This window comes from Streptomyces sp. NPDC003027 (genome assembly GCF_053591435.1).
Map to the genome: position 1 here is coordinate 165,968 of NZ_JBSFTU010000004.1, position 18,661 is coordinate 184,628.

An 18,661-nucleotide genomic window follows, 5' to 3' on the forward strand; every position below is an offset into this window, starting at 1 on the left:
GATGTCGGAAACACCAACGAGCGCAGGAGAACACCATGCAGAAGTTCGACACGCCCACCCCGGTCGCCGCCCTCGTCGACATCCCCGCCGGCCGCGTCCAGATCATCGCCGCCGACCGGACCGACGCCACCGTCGAGGTCCGCCCCGCCGACCCCGCCAGGAGCCGCGACGTCAAGGCCGCCGAGCAGGCCACCGTCGACTACCGCGACGGCGTCCTGCGGATCGACGCCCCGGCGGCGAAGAACCAGTGCTTCGGCCCCTCCGGTTCGATCGAGGTGACCGTCCGGCTGCCGGCCGGCTCGCGCATCGAGGGGACCTCGTCCTGCGCCGAATTCCGGGGCGTCGGGCGGCTCGGCGACGTCGCCTTCGACGGCGCGAGCGGCACCGTCAAGATCGACGAAGCCACGAGCGTCCGCCTCACCGCGCTCGCTGGGGACGTCGTGGTCGGCCGGCTGGGCGGCCCCGCGGAGATCAGCACCCAGAAGGGCGACATCAAGATCGCCGAGGCGGCGGGCGGCACGGTCGTGCTGACCACCCAGATGGGCGACGTCTCCATCGGCGCGGCCCATGGAGTGTCCGCCTCCCTGGACGCCGGCACCGGCTACGGCCGGATCCACAACGCGCTCAGGAACACCGACGGCGCCGCCGACCTGCACATCCGCGCGACCACCTCCCACGGCGACATCACCGCCCGCAGCCTCTGACCTCGAAACGGAGCATCCCCATGGACGACCTGGCCATCGCGGCGAACGGGCTGCGCAAGTCCTACGGCGACAAGCTCGTGCTCGACGGCGTCGATCTGTCCGTCCCCGAAGGAACGGTCTTCTCCCTGCTCGGCCCGAACGGCGCCGGCAAGACCACCGCCGTCAAGATCCTCTCCACCCTGATCGGCGCCGACGACGGGGTGATCCGCGTCGGCGGCCACGACCTCGCCACCGACCCGCAGGCCGTGCGTGCCGCGATCGGCGTCACCGGACAGTTCTCCGCGGTCGACGGCCTGATCACCGGCGAGGAGAACATGCTCCTGATGGCGGACCTGCACCACCTCTCCAAGCGCGAGGGGCGGCGGGTCACCGCCGGGCTGCTCGAACGCTTCGACCTCACCGAGGCCGCGAAGAAGCCCGTCTCCACCTACTCCGGCGGCATGAAGCGCCGCCTCGACATCGCCATGACCCTGGTCGGCGACCCGCGCATCATCTTCCTCGACGAGCCGACCACCGGCCTCGACCCGCGCTCCCGGCACAACATGTGGCAGATCATCCGCGAACTCGTCTCCGACGGCGTCACCGTCTTCCTCACCACCCAGTACCTGGAGGAGGCCGACGAACTCGCCGACCGCATCGCCGTGCTCAACGACGGCAGGATCGCCGCCCAGGGCACCGCCGAGGAACTGAAGCGGCTCATCCCCGGCGGACACGTCCGGCTCCGCTTCACCGATCCGGCCGCGTACCGGAGCGCCGCCTCCATGCTGCGCGAATCCTCCCGGAACGAGGAATCCCTCACGCTGCGGCTCCCGAGCGACGGCAGCCAGCGCGAGCTGCGTTCCCTCCTCGACCGGCTGGACTCGGCCGGTGTCGAGGCGGACGAGCTGACCGTGCACACCCCCGACCTCGACGACGTCTTCTTCGCCCTGACCGGCGGCGCCGGCATCCCCCGCCACCACACCAAGCCCGGCCGGCCCAGCCGGAGCGACCAGCCGAACCGACCCGACCGGCCCAAGGAGAACGCCCGATGAGCTCCCTCGCCCTCGCCGTACGCGACTCCTCCACGATGCTGCGGCGCAACCTCCTGCACGCCCGGCGCTATCCGTCCCTCACCCTGAACCTGCTGCTCACGCCGATCATGCTGCTGCTGCTCTTCGTCTACATCTTCGGCGGCACCATGAGCGCGGGGATCGGCGGCGGGGACCGCTCCGACTACATCGCGTATCTCGTCCCGGGCCTGCTGCTGATGACCATCGGCAGCACCACGATCGGGACCGCGGTCTCCGTCTCCAACGACATGACCGAGGGCATCATCGCCCGCTTCCGCACCATGGCGATCCACCGCGGTTCCGTGCTCGTCGGCCACGTCGTCGGCAGCGTGCTGCAGTCCGTCATCAGCGTGGTCCTGGTCGGCGCCGTCGCCGTGGCCATCGGCTTCCGCTCCACCGATGCCACCCTCCTGGAGTGGGTAGCGGCGTTCGGACTGCTCGTACTCTTCGCCATGGCGCTCACCTGGATCGCCGTCGGCATGGGCCTGATCAGCCCGAACGCCGAGGCCGCCAGCAACAACGCGATGCCCCTGATCTTCCTGCCGCTGATCTCCAGCGCCTTCGTCCCGGTCGACGCGATGCCGGGCTGGTTCCAGCCGATCGCCGAGTACCAGCCGTTCACGCCCGCCATCGAGACGCTGCGCGGCCTGCTGCTCGGCACCGGGATCGGCCACACCGGTTGGCTCGCCGTCGCCTGGTGCCTGGGTCTCGCCGTCCTCGGCTACCTCTGGTCGACCTCGAAGTTCAACGGCGACCCGAAGTAACCGCCATGACAACGCGGGTCAGCGCCCGCGACGCGTCCCACCCCGGGGCGGCGTACACCGACACCCGTCGGCGTACGCCGCCCGTCCGTGCGGCCGGGCCGCCGGAAAATCCCGCGCCGTGCGAAGAGCGAGGAGGCAGACTCGCCCCATGGCAGACCTACGGGCGTTCCGCGACGCGGTCAGTGGCTGGGCGAACGGCGGTCCCGGCGGGCCGGCGAGCGATCTGGCTCTGCGACTGGGGGTGCGGACGGCGGTGCTCCTGGAAGGGCCGAGTGACCTCGCGGCCGTGGAGACGCTGGCCGCCCGCCGCGGCCGGGACCTCGCCGCCGAGGGGGTGTGCGCCGTGTCGATGGGCGGCGCGATGAGCATCGGCCGCTACGCCGGCATCCTCGGGCCGCCCGGCCTCGGCCTGCGCCTGGCGGGACTGTGCGACGAGCGCGAACAGCGCTTCTACGACCGCGGCCTGAAGCGGGCAAGGGCGCAGCACCGGGACTTCTTCGTGTGCGTGGCGGACCTGGAGGACGAACTCATCCGCGCGCTGGGCACGGCGAAGGTCGAGGAGATCGTCCAGGCCGAAGGCGACCTCCGCGCCTGGCAGACCTTCCTGCACCAGCCCGCGCAGCACGGACGGCCCCGGCACCAGCAGTTGAGACGCTTCCTCGGTACGAAGAAGGGACGCAAGATCCGCTACGGCCACCTCCTCGTCGAGGCGCTGGACCCGGAACAGGTACCGGAACCGCTCGACGCTCTCCTCCTGAGCGTGTGACCGACGGCCCCGGCTCCACGGCCCCGACACCGGCGCCGAGCAGAGAGGCGTCGGACCGCGCCGGCCGCTCGGGCTGGGCGCGGTCCGGTACGAGCAGGCCGGGCCCCACGGCCCGCGTCCTTCACCGTCGCGTCTCGTGTACCTCTGGCCTGACCTGCGCGGGTACGGATCGTGATCCCGACGCTGGGACGGGTGCCGGCTGCCGCGTCCCGGTGCGGTGTGTTGCGCGTCGCCACAGGTGAGACAGGAAGGTGTAGAAGCGGTCGGGGAGGAACACCGCGTCCGCGATGATCATCGCGCCGGAGAAGAGCGGCAGCCCCATGAGGACGGCGATACCGATGTGCATGCCGAGCAGCACGGCCAGAACGGGATACTTGAGCCTGCCGAAGAGCACGAACGGGAAGGCGACCTGCGCCAGCACGGTCACGTAGCCGGCGATCGCGATCACCATCGGATACGCGTCCACGAGGTGGGAGAGTGCCGGCCAGGGCTGGAAGAGTTCGAGGTTCAGCGCGTAGTGGAGAGCGGTACCCCCGCCCCAGGTAGGGCCCTGGATCTTGTAGAGGCCGGCTGACCCGTAGAGGAAGCAGACTTGTGCCGCGATGACGAAGATGCCGCAGTTGTGCATCACCGTGGCCAAGGTGACACGCGCGTCCCGGAGTTGTTGTGCGTAGACGCTCCTCACCGGTTCCGGCGCGGTGCCCGCACGAGCCTTCTTGAGCCGCTCTCGACGTGCGTCCAGGGACCAGCGGCGACCGCACGCGGTGAGGACGAGGTAGAGGGACATCAGCAGGACCAGGTTGTCGCCCCCGTCCGTCATGAAGATCGCCCTCGCGTGGAACGAGGTCACCACGACGGCGAAGAGGACGGACATGACGCGGGTCCGCCAGCCCAGCATGAACAGTGCGGAGGTGACGAGGGCCAGCGCGTAGCAGAGCTCGAAGTAGACACGGTTGTCGGACAGGATCAGGACGCTGGTCCAGCCGGTCTGGTCGAAGAGCTGCTGTGCCAGCGCGGGTGTCCAGGGGGAGCCGGGGCCCCAGATCTCGTCACGGTGCGGGAACTCGCGCAACAGGAAGACCAGGTAGAGCATCCCGTAGCCGATACGCAGAACCGAGGCGGCGTACAGGGACACCGGCCGGTCGGTGACAAGTACCCCCAGAGCGCTGATCCGGTCGAGGAGCCGTCGGCGGGCGGTACCGGCGAGTGATGTCTCCCGGCCCTCGGCCCGGTCGGAAGCGGCTGCCGGGGAGGGGAGCCGGGGGATCTGTTCATTTCCCATGGGGGGTCACCTTCCACCAGGGCAGGAGCCGGTTCTCGGTGGGCACCGGCGGGTGGTTCGCGTCGGCGGTGCCGGGCACGGCGATGGGCAGTGTGACGACCCGAAGCTGAATGAAGTCGAATGGGCCACCGCCGTTGAGGGCGGCGACGCGTTCCGCGGCGATGTTGCTCAGGTACTTCTGCACCATCACGGCCCGTTCCGAGCCCGCCGTGTCGCTTCCTCCGTGCGTATCGACATAGGTGCTCCAGGCACGACGCAAAAGGTTCTGAGCCGTGTGGCTCGGAAATACGTTGTGCTCCACGGCGGAATTGTCCACGGCAGCCAGGTCGAACCATGGGCTCACCTGCACCGATCCGTCGGCCCGGGTATGTGATGTTCTCGCCAGGACTTTCCGATTGAAGGCGTCCGGATCCGGGGCGAAGAGTCGCCAATTCTGTTCGAAGAGGGGGTACACCCATCCGTTGACCTGGGGGCCGTACCGCTGCGACACCGGGTTGGAGGGGGCCACGTGAAGGAAGACCATGACGACATGGACCAGGGTCGTCGTCAGACACAGGACGACGGCGGCGTACAGCCCCCCTTTCAGGGCCCGGGCGCCCACGGGACCCCTGCCGGGTGCGACCGCTCCGTCATGACGCGGCGGGGCGGCCGGATCCGCTTCGGAGTGCCGACCTTCCTTCACGGCCATGGATTCGTTTCCGCTCGACACCGCCCACCCTGTCTTTCTCGTACGTGTTCAACTCGCGTCTGAGGGCTCCGCGCCCCTCACCGCCGGCGCACGGCGGATCCGCTGAGGATTCCGCCGTGCGCCGTCAGCCGGTGAACGGGCTACGAGCAACGTGCCGTCTAGCCCTCGTGGCCCTCCGGACCCTCCTGGCCCGCGGGCTTGTCGGCGTAGCCGAAGTGCCCGCCGGACTGCTCGTGGTCGCCGTAGCCAGGCTTAGCAGGACCCCCGTCGTGCCCATCGCCCGGACCGCCGGGCTTGCCGCCGTGGTCCGGCTTGCCGCCGTGGTCCGGACCGCCGGGCTTGCCGCCGTGGTCCGGCTTCCCGCCGTGGTCCGGACCGCCGGGCTTGCCGCCGATCGCGCCGGCGGTGTTCCCGGCGGTGATGCCCGACGTGTCCCCGCCGGTGGTGTTCCCGGCGGTGTTGCCCGCGCTGTTCCCGGCGGTGTTGCCCGCGGTGTTGCCGGCGGTGTTGCCCGTGGTGACGTTCCCCGAAGTGCCGCCTGTCACGAGGCCGACGGTCGGCCCGCCGAGGAGACCGCCACCGATGAGACCCACGGTCGTGCCCGTCGTCGCTCCGGCGGTCGCACCCGTGGTGGTTCCCGCGGTCGCTCCGGTGGTCGTACCGGCGGTCGTGCCGGCGGTCGTGCCGGCCGTCGTACCGGCAGTCGTACCGCCAGTGGAGCACCCACCGAGGAAGATGCGGTTGTTGTCGAGCGTCACCTCGCCGTTACGGGCCAGCGCCCGGCCCTCGATGTTCGCCCCCTGATTCACGAAGATCGAGGTCAGAGCCATGATCGTGCCCACAAAGGTGGAAGTGGTGCCGAGGGTCGCCGAACTACCGATCTGCCAGTACACGTTGCACGGCGAAGCGCCGTTCGTGAGGAGGATCCGGCTGCCGGATGCCGTCGTCAGAGCCGCGGGGATCTGGAACACCCAGACCGCGTTGGGGTCTCCCCCGGCGTTCAGGATCAGGTCGCCCGTGAGCCCGACACTGGACGTGGCCCGGTGGACGCCGGGAAGCAGCTCCTGCCCCCCGCCGATCCCTGCCGCGAGCGGGAAGTCCGGCGCCTGGCCCTCCAATTGGCCGGCCGCGTTGTTGTACGCCACGACCAGATCGCTCTTGGCCTGGGCGGCCGCGGCATCCGCGGCGTGCACCGCGCCGCCCACCTGCCCCGGGGGGAATCCGGTGATGGCCGGGTTCGGGTGCGTCCCCAGGTTGTGGTCGAGCACGGTGGGGCCGGTGTTGGTGACTCCCTGACCTGCCAGAACGGAGTAACTGGCGGCCGTGCCCAGAGGTACGGGAGTCGCGATGGCCATCGCCTGCGTCGGCATGACGGCGACCATCGCGGCGGCGACCGTTGCGGCGATGGCTGAGGCCACCCCGCCGGACAGAATGCGGCGCTGAGCCGCTTGAATCTTTTTCAGCTTCATCAAGAGGTCATTTCTGTGGGGGCCGTGGCATACCGGGCCCTACCGATCACCCGGAAGCCTGGTAGCTGTCGCCGCATATTACGCAGGAAAATTTTCACGCCAATGTTCATGGGGGCCGGCAAGGGGGGATTAATATAAACGGATTCATCGGCGTCGAGCGCAATGAAAATATGCAGCCTTATGTCGCGGATCTCCGGAAAATCCCCGGACAGCGGATTCCGATTAGCTCACACGAAACAGGACCGCACACCTGTCCCGTAATCCAGCCCCCGATGTGAATGCGGCTGTACGACCGGGCGGGTGAAATCAGGAAGTGCGGCAAGATGGGCGTGGCGCCCGCTCCGTCGGCGACCGCGGACGCGTCCGGGAAGTGGGGGCGATGAACGGCTCGCCGCCGAGGGACCGCAGGACCGGAACCCCATCACGCCCACCGGGGAGCGCCGTTCCGAGGGTGGGTCACGCCCCGGTGCATCGCCCCGGCGCGCATGACGAGTAGGCCTTGATGACCTCGGCGATGAGGCGCCGGCTGTGGTCCGGGGCGAGGGCCTGGGCCTGCAGGTGGGCGTGCGCGACGCTGTACTGCCGTACGTCGGACGGCTTCTCCAGGCAGTGGCCGCTGGTGAACCTCTCCAGGTACACCACTGCTTCGAGGCGGTCGGGGAGCCGCAGGAGGGAGAACTGTCCTGTCAGTCCCGGATGGGCGCCGGCCGCGAGCGGGAGGACCTGCACGGTGATGTGTGGCTCGGTGCTCAACGCGTGCAGGTGTTCCAGCTGCTCGCGCATGATCTCCCGGCTTCCGACGACGCGCCGCAGGGCTGATTCGTCCAGGACGGCCCACAGGCGGAGACTGCGGGCGGGGTCGTAGATCCGGTGCTGACGGCGCAGCCGCACCTTCAGCCGCGCGGCGGCCTGGTCGATCGTGACCAGGGGGATCGTTTCCTCGATGACCGCGGCCGCGTAGGCGGGAGTCTGCAGCAGGCCGGGGATCACCATGGGGTCGTAGGTATGGATGGAGGCGGCGTCCGCCTCCAAGTCGACGTAGACGCTGTGGGGGATGGCGCCGTAGGCGTGCCACCAGCCCTGCCGGCTCGACTCCCTGGCCAGTTCCGTCAAGGAGTCGACGACCTGCTGGTCGGTGACACCGTAGAGCTTGCACAGGTCGCGGACGTCGCGGGGGCTGACGGCACGGCGGCCGGTCTCCATGTGGCTGACCTTGGCCTGGGAGATCAGCAGTCGCGCCGCCACCTGTGTGCCGGTCAGGCCGCTGTCCTTGCGGAGCCGGCGCAGCTCCGCCCCCAGTCGTCGTCCCGTGACGGTGGGGTTGTTGTTCGCCGCCACGGGCGGTGTACCTCCTGCTCCAAGCCACTACGTTCGTGTGCAGATTGGCACGGGCAGCCGCTGATGATCACTCGCCGTGCCGACGTTGTGGCGCGTCGGGAAAACGGATTGTGACGACGTAATTTGCCGTGCGGCGATGTCTTCGCGGACCAGGGCGCACGCGGCGAGCGGTCGCGGTCGGCTCGTGTCACGCCGTGGCGGGCCGGACGACGGGAAAGGTTGGTGTCCGCGCCTACGACCGGTTGTTCGACGGGCCGAAGAACTCGACCTCGGCGATGGCGACCTGTTTGTCGGCGGCGGCTCCATGGGCCGAGCGCAGGACGAACCGTACGGCCGTGACCTCGCCCACCCGGAACGCGCGGCGCTGGCCACCGGCGCCTTGGTCGAGGGTGAGGACACGGGTGACGGTCCTGCCGTCGGCGGTGGTGACCACGGCGTCGACGCGGTGCGGCAGGGCCGAGCCCGAGAGCTGGTCGGGGCGGATGGAGACACCCGGGGTGATCACGAGGTCCAGGAGGCGCGTGGGGCGGTCGAAGCGGGCTTCGATCCATTCGCCGTCTCCGGACTGGGTCACTCCCGGCCCCCACCAGGTGTTGTTCAGCTTGTCGAAGGCGAGCTGCGGCGCGTGGCCGGGGAAGGACCGCGAGGCCTTGAAGCCGTCCGGTCCGACCGGGGCACGCTTGGCGAAGTGGTCCCGGACCGCGTGCACGGTCCGTTCCGTGTTCACTCCTGCGGTGATCAGCAGGGCCAGCACCAGCACGCCCACCACCACGTTCATCACGCGCCCGAAGCCGCGCCGCAGCCGTGGCCGGTCACCGGCCCAGGGCGCCTCTCCCGTGCCGGGGCCGAACAGCCGCCGCCACCACGGCCGGTGGGACCGGCCCGGCGCCTCGGTGGCAGGAGACATCGGCATGGCGCAGCGGCCGCAGAAGTGCCGGTCGGGCCGGTTGGGGGTGGCGCACCAGGGGCAGGGCACGCCGCTCTCGATGCCCCCCTCCTGGCCGGGGGCCCGTACCTGCGGGCGGTTCGCGACCGGGCGGCCCGGCAGTACGGGTTCGACGGACGGCCCCGCGGCGGGCCGGGGTCCGGGCTCGGCGACCGGTACGAGCAGGGACCTGGCCCGGGCGACGGTGTCGTCGGGCGCGGTCTCGGGAAGCGGCCGGGTGGGGGCGGTGTCGTCCGCCTGGGCCGGTACGGGGGCGGTCCGCTCGCCGGTCGACGCCTCCGCGGGCCGGGGCGCGGTGGACGCCCGCGGTGCTTCCGTTCGTTCCGGGTCCCGCGGTTCCGGGCCCTGCGATTCCTGTTCCACACCGGCGGGGGCGGGCCGTTCCGGCTCTTCGGACGTCCAGCCCAGCACCGCGCCGCAGGAGTCGCAGAAGGACTGGCCGGGTTCCGCCCGGGTCCCGCACTCGGCGCAGTTCGCGGCCCCGGTGGTTCGCCTGGTCATCTCTCGGGGTTCCTTTCGGAGACGGTCACCTGGACCGTGTAGGGCATGTGGGCGGGGCGGGCGGCCGCCACCAGGGCGTCGAGCCGGTGCTCGTCCGCCGGGGTCGGATCGGGCAGCCGCAGGGTGACGTGGAGCCGTGGGCGGCGTTCGCCGGGGACGGGGCCGAGGGGGCGGGCGTGCCAGTCGGCGGCCCCGCTCTCGCTGATCTCGGGTTCCACCCCGAAGGCGAGCCGGATCGCCTCGGAAAGGCCGCGGCGGGTGCCTCGTACGCGGTGCAGGTACGCGGCGGCGGCGACGGCCGCGCGCAGCCGCGCCTCCGGCTCCGTACCGTCGGTCTCGGCGCCGACCCAGCCACCCAGCCACTGGGTGAAGTCGACCGGGGCGAGGGCCGGGGTGAAGTAGGCGTCCAGGCAGTCGAGGACGCCGAGGATCGGCGCGATGACCTCGTCGAGTCCGGCGACGAAGCGCTGGGCCAGGTCGTCGTCGGCGAAGACGGCGGGCAGCATCGCGCCGATCGGCGCGGAGGACGCCAGTCCGTCGACGGAGCCTCTCACGCGCCGTCCCCGATCACGCGGACCCGGTGGTCGAAGGAGAAGACCAGCGACGGCGCTTCGAGGTCGATACGGTCCGTCGCCTCGCCGCGCTTCCCGGTCAGCGGGTCGGCGGCATGGAGCCGGACCTCGTCGACGAGTTCGACCCCGGGGACCCGCTGGAGCACGGCGAAGACCTCGCCGGACTGGACCGGGCGGCCGAAGGGCCACCCCTTGCCGTCGGCGCCCCCGGTGAGCGGGTCGAGGTGGCGGTAGAGCGCGTCGTGGACCTGGCGGCGTACGCGGTCCGTGTCGACCCCGCGGAAGGCGTGCACGGTGGCGACGACCGTGACGCCCTGGTAGAAGGGCGGGCCGACGGCCAGCCGGGTCCCGATGAGGCGTCGTTCGTCGAGATGCCGGGTGATCCGGTTCAACAGGTCCTTGCCGGGCACGAGTTGCTCGAAGCGCAGCCGCCCGCCCGGGTCCGGCACGGCCTGCGGCACCACCAGGACCCGTACGGCATAGGCGCCGTACTCGCCCTCGTCACCCTCCAGGCAGGTGATGCGGGCCGTCTCCGGAGCGGCCCGGCGGGCCAGTTCCTCGTAGTCGCGCAGTGTCACGGCGCGTTCCTGCGCCCGCAGGGTGATGGGGGCGCGGACCTTGGCCTCATCGACCGTCTCGCCGTCGACCCCGCCGCGCGCCGCCTCCCGGTTGACGACCTCGGACACGTACGGGACGGAGCTGCGCAGCACGCGCACGGCGCCGCGGGCGACGTTCCCGGCCCGCCCTCCGCCGGTGCGGTAGCGGCGTGCCCGGACGACGGCGCCCTTGGGGGGCGCCGCGCCGAACTGCCGCAGGGTGCCGTCGGGTTCCCGTACGGCGGGTCCGAAGGCGATCTCCCCGGTGGCGGCGTCCAGGGTGATGTGGCGGTCCTCCGGTCCGGAGGCGGCGAAGTGCGGCACGACCGTCCAGTCGGCCCAGCCGTCGTGCTCGGCGGTCTGGAGGCGCAGCGGCGGGTCGTCGCCGACGACGGGCGCGTGGGCGAGGCGCAGCCGCTGGCCCGGCAGGCCGGTGGACTCGCCGAGCGCCTCGTCGTGGACCGTCTCGGCGTGTACGGCGCGGGTGGTGCCCCCGACGGTGAAGGTCTCGGCGGAGCGTACGGTCGGTGACGTGGTGTAGAACGGCTGGCCGGGCAGTGGTTCGGTGACCCGGCAGCGCAGCCAGCCGGCCTGGCGGCCGCCGGTACGGGAGAGCGCGTGACCGCCGGGGACGTGGAGCACGACCTCGCCCGGCCGGTTGAGGCCGCCGGTGCCGTCCCGGTCGACCTCGCACTCCGCCCAGCCGTCCTCGGTCCACGCCTCCCACACCAGCGGCGGCTGCCGCGGGTCGACGCCGACGCCGTCGACCCGGCTGTCGAGTTCCAGCGCCACCGCGCAGTGCGGCACCGCGGCGCTGAGTCCGAGCAGCAGGCAGTCACCGGCCCGCGGGGCCTCGGCGAAGCACCGGATGTCCTTGCCCTCGGTCAGGTCCGTGGTCCGCTCCTCGACGGCGGCACCGCTGTTCTGCACCACCACATGAGTCAACTCACAGCAGGCGATGTCGAGTTGCCGCTCCGTGGCGAAGACGACGGCCTCCTCGCTCTCGGTGCGCAGTGTGGCGGTCTCGGTGCCGGCCGGCAGGACGACCGTCTCCTCCTGGGGGGCGGAGAGCCAGAAGGTGACATCGGCGCGGGCGGCCGAGGGCGGGAAGAGCGAGATGCCGACGAGATCCAGGAAGGCGAGGTGGTTCTTCTCGGGTACGCGGTTGAGCCGGTAGACGATCTGGTCGGCCATGTGGGCGAGGGTTTCCACGAGGGTGACGCCGGGGTCGGACACGTTGTGGTCGGTCCACTCGGGGGCGCGCTGCTGGATGTAGCGCTTGGCGTCGTCGACGAACTGCTGGAACCGGCGGTCGTCGAGGTTCGGGGAGGGCAGGGCCATCAGTGGTCGCTTTCCGGAAGGGTGCCCGGATCGCCCGGGCCGGGCTCACCGTGGGAGGGGATGACGTAGAAGGGGAAGACGAGGCTGCGCGGGTTGTTGGTGCCGCGGATCGAGTAGCGCACGTCGATGTAGAGGACGCCCTGCTCGGCGCCGGCCGTCACCTCGACGTCGTTCACCTCGATCCGGGGCTCCCAGCGGTCGAGGCTCGCGTACACCTCGTGCTGGATACGGCCCGCGGTGGCCTCGTTGACCGGGGCGAAGACCAGGTCGTGGATGGCGCAGCCGAATTCGGGGCGCATGGGCCGCTCGCCCGGCGCGGTGGCCAGCACGAGCCGGATCGCCTCCTCGATCTCCCGCTCCCCGCTGACGAGGGCGATGGCTCCGGTGGGGCCGATCCGCAGCGGGAACGCCCAGCCGGATCCGACGAACTGCTCGGCCATCAGCGGACCACTCTCCTTCCGGGTGGCTTTCGGGGTTCGCGGGGTGGCCCTCCGGGTGTCTTCCCGGACGACTTCCGGGCCGTCACGGCAGCGGATACGGCTTGTTGTTGACCAGAACCACGCCCTGAAGCAGCAGGGTCGCGGCCCGGATGCCCACGTTGGCGACGGAGTTGACCTGGACGGTCCCGCCCGCGCTGACCGTCGCGGCGCCGACCGCCTTGAGGCTGAGCGCGCCCATCGCGTCCACGTTGACCGCGCCGCCGAGCGACTTGAGGTTGACCAGGCCGCGGCCCTCGATGGTGAGGGGTCCGCCGCTCTTGATGGTCAGGGCCCGGCGGGCGCTCAGGGTGAGGTCGGTACCGGCCTCGATCGACACCGAGCGGGAGCCGGTGATGCTGACGGACCCCTTGCTGTCGACGGTGATCTCGGTCCTGGTGCGGTCGAGGTGGATGGTGAGCCGGTCATTGCCGGTCGCGATCCGTACGCCTTGCTTACGAGCGCCCGTCTGCTGGCTCAGCAGGTCGACACGGTTGCCCTGCCGGTCGGACAGGGTGTGCCGGATCGCCTGCTTCTTCAGCCCGTCGTGCAGCGGCACGTCCTTGACGACGGTCGGCTGGTCGCGGCCGTTGTAGAGGCCGCCGACGACGAACGGATGATCCAGGGCGCCACGGTCGAAGGCGACGAGCACCTCGTCGCCGACGTCCAGCGGGAAGAGCCCGCCGCCTCCCTTGCCGCCCAGCTGGACGGTGCGCGTCCAGTCGCTGACGTACGTGTCGTCCAGCCACGGGAACTGGAGCTTCACCCGGCCCTGCTTGAGAGGGTCCTGTACGTCGGTGACCAGGGCGTTCGCCACGCTCGGCAGCCGGGGCGCGGTGGCCGCCGCGCCGCCGGAGGTGAGGCCGAAGAGGGAGCGCCACTGCCGGCCGCTGACGGTCACCCACGTCACGTACTCGCTGTCGTCACCGAAGACGTGCCGTGCCGAGGTGACGGTGTACTTGCCCTCGAACGGGGCCCCCACATCCCTGAGCGTGACCGGCACACCGGGGCGCAGCTTGGGGTTGCCCCGCACCGTGACCTCCAGTTCCGCGAAGGAGGAGGTGATGTCGTCGGCGAGCGCCTGGGCGGCGAAGCGGACCTCCGATTGGCGGTCGTAGGGGGTGTCGGTCTCGACCAGTGTGGCCGCCTTGAAGCGTGCCCCCGCCTGCTTGGGAGTGGTGCCGATGGTGACGGCCGCGTTGGCCGTGGCGGGCGCGAGGGCGGTGAGCTTCCGTTTCGTCGTGACGTCCCAGCCTCGGGACTCGACCTTGCCGACCTGGTCGGCGGCGGTGACCGCGGCCCGGCAGCGCAGCACGTCCTGCCCCGCGTGCAGCACGAAGGGGCTCTTCTCGCCGTCGGTGCTCGCCGGCGGCGCGCCGGACGCCGGGTCGGGCCGGACGAACTGGAACATGCCCTTGCCGTCGAGCGACATCACCCTCTCGTTCTCGTCGGCGAGCCGGGCCAGGAAGTCCCAGTCCGTCACGTTGGCCTGGCTGATGAACTCGTAGACCGTCTTCGTGGCCTGCACCTTGCCGACCGGAATGCCGCTCAGGCCGGCCAGCTTGCGGGCGATGTCGGAGGCGGTCTGGTTGCGGTACGCGGCGACCCGGCGCTGCCGCATCAGCCGGTGCCCGGGGTCGTAGCCGCGGACGACGGTGAAGGTGCCCGTGCCGTCGTAGTCGGTCTCCATGCCGGTGACCTCGCCGGTCAGCAGCGGGGAGGCGGCGCCCTGCCCGGCGGAGACGGGGGCCAGGACCACTTTCGTACCGAACTGGACCTTGAGTCTGCCCAGGAGCAGCCCGTGCGGGTCCCGGAAGGTGAGCCGGAAGGCGGCGGGCACCCCGGCCCCGAGGTCGACCCAGGCACCGACGAGGTCGTTGGCGAACTCGTCGGGAAGCCGGGCACCGTCAAGGGTGAGGTGGATGACGTTGGAGAAGGAGGCCTGCACCATCAGGGACCACCGACCTCTTCGGCCGCGGGGAGCACCAGTTCCGCACCGGTCCGCAGCCGCGACGGGTCGTCGATGCCGTTGGCCTCGGCGATCGCCCGCCAGGCGGTCGCGTCGCCGTACTCCCGCCAGGCCAGCGACTCCAGCGAGTCGCCCGCCACGACGCGGTGCACCCGCTGGGCGGTGAGCGCGCCCGACGTCGGGTTCTGTCCCTTGGTCTTGCCGGGGATCTCGTGCAGGTTGACCTGGCAGGTGGCCCGGATCGGCACGCCGGTCGTCCCGAAGAGGGAGTAGGTGGCGTCCACGGAGGAGACGTACGCGGTGAAGCGGGCGGTGGAGAACGCACCCCACTGGAAGACCACCCAGGGCGTGGACGGCTGCTTGGCGGCGATGCTCTTCGAGGTCACCTCGCAGCAGGAGAAGAGGGACTCGACCTTCTTGAGGACCGAGTTTCCGCTCGGGTCGTCCGAGGAGTCGAGGAAGATCTCCACCGTCATCTCCCGTGGCTCCGGCCCCATGAACTCGGGCAGGGCGCCGTCGCGCACGGCGGCGGTGGGGGTCGTCTTCCACCGTGCGCGACGGCTCAGCGCGAGCTGGGAGGGGTTGAAGTCGAAGCTGAAGTTCTTGATGAGCCCGCCGGGTGTGGTGCTGTGCCCGATCGGCGGCTCGTGGATGGCCAGCGTGGCCCGTACGAGACTCTTGCCCGCGCCGCCCTTGCCGCCCTTGCCTGCCCTGCCTGCCATGTGCCGCGTCCCCTCAGTCCGTGAATCCGTGGTGCGTGATCTCCAGGACCTCGGTGGCGACACCGGGGTTGGCGGGGTCCAGGGACGGCCCCTGCCAGTTGACGGGCAGCACGTCGATGAGCCCCCAGCGGGCCACCTCGGACCCGTCCGCGCGCAGGGCGGCTATCTGGGCGGTCGGCCGGGTGACCCCGGTGGTGACGGAGGAGATCCAGGCCGCGACCTTGGCGGTGTCCGGGGTGAGGGGCCGGGTCAGCCGGATGGTGGAGAAGGTCACCCGGGACGGAAGCTGCCAGACGAACCCGTTGTTGCCGCCCTCTTGGTGCTGCTCGATCTCCACGGAGGAGGCGAGCCCCTCGCACCCGTTGAAGAACCCGAGGCTTTCGCCGTCGATGGTGAGGGTGAAGAAGATGGTGGATCCCGGGTCGAGATCGCTGGGCATCGGGTGCGCCTTTCAGGGACGGTGGCTGGGGGGTCGGTGCTGGGTCGGGGGCTGGGTCGGGGGACTCAGTTGCGGGGGTCGCGGAGCCTGCCGATCCGCTCCCGGTCGAGCCGGAGCTCGGTCCGCAGCAGCCGGGTCAGCGGCCCGATGAGCCGATGGGTCAGCTCGTCGACCTGAGCACCGGTGAGGGCGCGGGCGTCGAAGTCGACGGGGGTGTACGCGGGCGGGGGTTCACCGGTGGTGGGGATGGGGGTGGTGGGGGTGGACGGCGAGGGAGGGGAGTACGGAGGCGGGGGCTCCGTGTGGGGGGTGCGCTGGACGGAGGGAGGTGCGGCGGCGGTCGGCGGGAAGGACGGGGGCGCGGGGGCCGGGATGGGGAGTTGAGGGGCGTGCGGCAGGGGGTGGTCGGGGGCGTGGACGCGCACGGGCCCGGCTTTCGGGGCGCGCTGGGCCGCGGGGGTCGGGGTGGGGAATGGAGCCTGAACGGGGCCGGGTATGGGTGCGGGGGCGAAGGCCGGGGGCGTCAGGCGCACCGCCGGTCTGGGCGTGGGCCCTGGAACGTGTACGGGCACGGGCTTACCCGGCGCCGGACGGCCGGACGGCAGCGGGGGCGCGAGCCCGGCCATCGGCGGAGATGCGGCGGCGCCCGTGCTCGCCTGACCGGGCACGGCAGCCGAGGCGCGCTGCACCGAAACCGGCTCCATGACACTCCCGCCCGCCGTGGCCGGGGCGAACGGCACCGGTCGGCCGGACGCGAGCGGGGGCGCGAGGCGCACCGCCGGTACGGGCCCGGGCCCACCCGTCTCCGGGCGGCCGGACGACAGCGGGGGCGCGAGCCCCGGCCTCGGCGGGGGCGTGGGGGCGACGCCCGTGCTCGCCTGGGCGGACGGCTCGTGGAGGGGCAGGAACAGTCCCCTCTCCGGGGTGGCGGCGGGAACGGGCGGCACTGTCGCGGCACGCTGCACCACCGGGGCGGGTCCGGAGTCCAAAGCCGGGCGCGCGGCGGCGGATTGCCCGGGTGCCGGAGCCTGTGCGGGCGCTGCGGCGGGCGGGGCCGGGTTGTCCCCTGCGGTGGCGAGTGCCTGGCCCGGCGCCTCGTGCGGGCTGACCACGGCACGCTGCACCGCCGGTGCGAGTACGTCGCCGTGGCCGGGCGCGGCCGGGCGGCCGGGCTGGATCGGCGGCACGGGGTCGGCCGCGTGCGTCACCACGCCGGAGACACGCTGCGCGTCCGACGCACGACGCCCGGGTGCGGCCGGGGCGGCGTCACCAGTCGCCCTACGACGCGGCGGAGGAACGTTCCCGACGCTCCCGGCACTCGGGCCGGTTGACGTCGACTCATCGCCGACGAGCCGCCGCGCCACAGGGGCGCCGAGACCGAGCCGCGGCCGGGGATGCCCGGCGGAACGCCGCTGTACGGCCTCGGCACCGGCGCCCGAGGGGCCGTCGCCTCCAGCAGTCGGAGGTGTGGCAGGCGCGGCGTCGAGCGGCGGCGCGGGAGAGGTGAACCCAGGGCGCGAGAGGGCGGGCGCCTCGGATGTGTTCACGCCGGCGCCCGGCCCTGCGGGGGGCGGGGCGGGCGCCACAGCGGGGAGGCTCTGCGCGGAGGGCGCGTGTCGCCGTGGGGGAAGCGGCTCGGACACGGGGCTCACGCCCGCGCCCGCACCTGCGGGTCGGCGCTGAACGGACGGTACGGCCACCCCCGGCCGAGGCGACGGGGGCTCCGCACCCGGTACCGCGCGCGCCAGGGACGGTACGGCGGCAACTGGCCGAGACGGCCCGGAGTTCACCGGCAATCCCGATGTGGCCGGTCGACGTTCCACGGACGGCACGGCCGCACCCGGCCGAGGCGACTGCGAGACCGGACCCACCGCCGCCCCCGGCACGGACGGCACGGCCGCACCCGGCCGAGGTGACTGGGACACCGGACCCACCGCCGCCCCCGGCACGGACGGCACGGCCGCACCCGGACGGGGCGACTGCGAGACCGGACCCACCGCCGTCCCCGATCCACGCGGTGGGCGAGGGGACTCAGCCGCGGCGGACGTCGCGGGTCGGGCCTGTGCCGGGGGGATTCGGCGCAGTGGTACGGCCGTCGGGGCCGAGTGCGGGGGTCGCGCGGGGGCCTGGGGCGTGGGCGGCAGCGCGGGGGTGAGCGCTCGGGCGGGGGCGAGGGCTCGTGAGGGAGGGGAAACCTGCCGCGTAGGGGAAGGTGCGGAGCCCGAACCCACGGAGGCGCGCTGGACAGCCGGCATCGGTTCGGCCTGGGCCTGCGGTGCCGCCAGTGGGCCGCCCGCGAGCGGCGTCGCGTCCGCCGGCGCGGCGGGCAGGGGCGCGCCGAGCAGAGGCCGTCGACGTGCCGCTCCCGCCGCCGGTCCGGCGTCGGAGCCCCTCTGAGGGCGAGACGCGCGGCTCGCCGGTGCTGTCGCCGACGCGGGCCTCGCATCGTCGGGTGCCGGGGAACCCGGACCCGCCACAGCCGTCGGGGAACCCGGACCCGTCGCAGCCACCGGGCCGCCCGGACTCGCCACAGGCGCCGGGGCACCCGGACCCGCCCCAGACGCCAAAGCATCCCGATCCGTCACAGCCGTCGGCGCACCCGGACCCGTCCCAGCCACCGAGGCACCCCGGCCCGTCACCGCTCCACGCACCGACGCGGAGTTCGCCCCGTCCCGTACCGGAGCACCCGACCCCACGCCGGAGCCGACACCGGAGCCGACGCCGGAGTCGGTCCGCTCCACCGGGCCCCCGCCCGACGCGGCCGGCAGCGTGCGGCGCTGTACGGCGGGGGCTGCCGGGCGCGTGACCGCGCGGGAGAGCGGGGTGACCGTGACGCCCGGCGGGGACCAGGGCCGCACGGACGGTGTGCCGTCCGCGTCCTCCTGTGCCGCCACCGGCAGGGAGAGCGACGGCAGTTCGAGTCCGGAAGCGGGCCGAGACGCCGCCGTGAGTACGCCGTGGACGAGCCCGCCCGGCGCCCCGTCGAGCACGGCGTGCGACAGCGGGCCGGTGAAGGCCGGGCTCTGCCAGGTCGTGAGC

16 protein-coding genes are annotated in these 18,661 nt (G+C 72.3%); 4 read left to right on the top strand and 12 right to left on the bottom strand.

Going from position 1 to position 18,661, the window contains the following annotated elements; all coding sequences use genetic code 11:
- Nucleotides 1–35: 35 nt before the first annotated feature.
- The 4 genes from ACWDX6_RS05545 (at nucleotide 36) to ACWDX6_RS05560 (ending at nucleotide 3,283) form a co-directional block, all read left to right on the top strand.
- The gene (locus tag ACWDX6_RS05545; protein WP_451483639.1) at nucleotides 36–704 is read left to right on the top strand and encodes a DUF4097 family beta strand repeat-containing protein; all 669 of its coding nucleotides are present in this window, start codon (nucleotides 36–38) and stop codon (nucleotides 702–704) included.
- A gap of 20 nt (nucleotides 705–724) precedes the next feature.
- Entirely contained in the window at nucleotides 725–1,735 is a 1,011-nt protein-coding gene (locus ACWDX6_RS05550) for an ATP-binding cassette domain-containing protein (protein ID WP_451483640.1), read from the top strand.
- Nucleotides 1,732–2,517 (top strand): ABC transporter permease, encoded by a 786-nt coding sequence (locus ACWDX6_RS05555; RefSeq protein ID WP_451483641.1) that lies wholly within the window; start codon nucleotides 1,732–1,734, stop codon nucleotides 2,515–2,517. The genes ACWDX6_RS05550 and ACWDX6_RS05555 overlap by 4 nt, the downstream gene beginning before the upstream one ends.
- A gap of 148 nt (nucleotides 2,518–2,665) precedes the next feature.
- On the top strand, nucleotides 2,666–3,283 hold the full coding sequence (locus tag ACWDX6_RS05560) for a TOPRIM nucleotidyl transferase/hydrolase domain-containing protein (protein ID WP_451483642.1): 618 nt from the start codon (nucleotides 2,666–2,668) through the stop codon (nucleotides 3,281–3,283).
- 121 nt (nucleotides 3,284–3,404) lie between these two features.
- Here ACWDX6_RS05560 and ACWDX6_RS05565 read toward each other — a convergent pair whose 3' ends face one another.
- The 12 genes from ACWDX6_RS05565 to ACWDX6_RS05620 form a co-directional block, all read right to left on the bottom strand.
- Complete coding sequence (locus ACWDX6_RS05565; RefSeq protein WP_451483643.1) at nucleotides 3,405–4,565, bottom strand: HTTM domain-containing protein; 1,161 nt, start codon at nucleotides 4,563–4,565, stop codon at nucleotides 3,405–3,407.
- Nucleotides 4,555–5,166, bottom strand: a complete 612-nt coding sequence (locus ACWDX6_RS05570; protein ID WP_451483644.1) for a DUF5819 family protein — start codon at nucleotides 5,164–5,166, stop codon at nucleotides 4,555–4,557. Before ACWDX6_RS05570 ends, ACWDX6_RS05565 begins: the two co-directional genes overlap by 11 nt.
- 245 nt (nucleotides 5,167–5,411) lie before the next feature.
- Nucleotides 5,412–6,722: an ice-binding family protein gene (locus tag ACWDX6_RS05575; RefSeq protein ID WP_451483645.1), complete on the bottom strand. Its 1,311-nt coding sequence runs from the start codon at nucleotides 6,720–6,722 to the stop codon at nucleotides 5,412–5,414.
- Between the two features lie 456 nt (nucleotides 6,723–7,178).
- A complete protein-coding gene (locus ACWDX6_RS05580; RefSeq protein ID WP_451483646.1) occupies nucleotides 7,179–8,060 on the bottom strand; it encodes a helix-turn-helix domain-containing protein in 882 nt (293 codons plus the stop codon).
- A 232-nt stretch (nucleotides 8,061–8,292) separates the two neighbouring features.
- Nucleotides 8,293–9,507: an NADase-type glycan-binding domain-containing protein gene (locus ACWDX6_RS05585; RefSeq protein ID WP_451483647.1), complete on the bottom strand. Its 1,215-nt coding sequence runs from the start codon at nucleotides 9,505–9,507 to the stop codon at nucleotides 8,293–8,295.
- Entirely contained in the window at nucleotides 9,504–10,061 is a 558-nt protein-coding gene (locus tag ACWDX6_RS05590) for a phage tail protein (RefSeq protein ID WP_451483648.1), read from the bottom strand. The genes ACWDX6_RS05585 and ACWDX6_RS05590 overlap by 4 nt, the downstream gene beginning before the upstream one ends.
- Nucleotides 10,058–12,016, bottom strand: a complete 1,959-nt coding sequence (locus ACWDX6_RS05595; RefSeq protein WP_451483649.1) for a putative baseplate assembly protein — start codon at nucleotides 12,014–12,016, stop codon at nucleotides 10,058–10,060. Before ACWDX6_RS05595 ends, ACWDX6_RS05590 begins: the two co-directional genes overlap by 4 nt.
- Nucleotides 12,016–12,456 (bottom strand): GPW/gp25 family protein, encoded by a 441-nt coding sequence (locus ACWDX6_RS05600; RefSeq protein ID WP_315879314.1) that lies wholly within the window; start codon nucleotides 12,454–12,456, stop codon nucleotides 12,016–12,018. The genes ACWDX6_RS05595 and ACWDX6_RS05600 overlap by 1 nt, the downstream gene beginning before the upstream one ends.
- 82 nt (nucleotides 12,457–12,538) lie before the next feature.
- Nucleotides 12,539–14,443: a VgrG-related protein gene (locus tag ACWDX6_RS05605; RefSeq protein ID WP_451483650.1), complete on the bottom strand. Its 1,905-nt coding sequence runs from the start codon at nucleotides 14,441–14,443 to the stop codon at nucleotides 12,539–12,541.
- Nucleotides 14,443–15,183: a CIS tube protein gene (locus ACWDX6_RS05610; RefSeq protein ID WP_451483651.1), complete on the bottom strand. Its 741-nt coding sequence runs from the start codon at nucleotides 15,181–15,183 to the stop codon at nucleotides 14,443–14,445. Before ACWDX6_RS05610 ends, ACWDX6_RS05605 begins: the two co-directional genes overlap by 1 nt.
- 13 nt (nucleotides 15,184–15,196) lie before the next feature.
- Nucleotides 15,197–15,622, bottom strand: coding sequence for a phage tail protein (locus tag ACWDX6_RS05615; RefSeq protein ID WP_451483652.1), 426 nt, complete (start codon nucleotides 15,620–15,622; stop codon nucleotides 15,197–15,199).
- 65 nt (nucleotides 15,623–15,687) lie between these two features.
- Nucleotides 15,688–16,047: a hypothetical protein gene (locus ACWDX6_RS05620; protein ID WP_451483653.1), complete on the bottom strand. Its 360-nt coding sequence runs from the start codon at nucleotides 16,045–16,047 to the stop codon at nucleotides 15,688–15,690.
- Nucleotides 16,048–18,661: the final 2,614 nt, after the last annotated feature.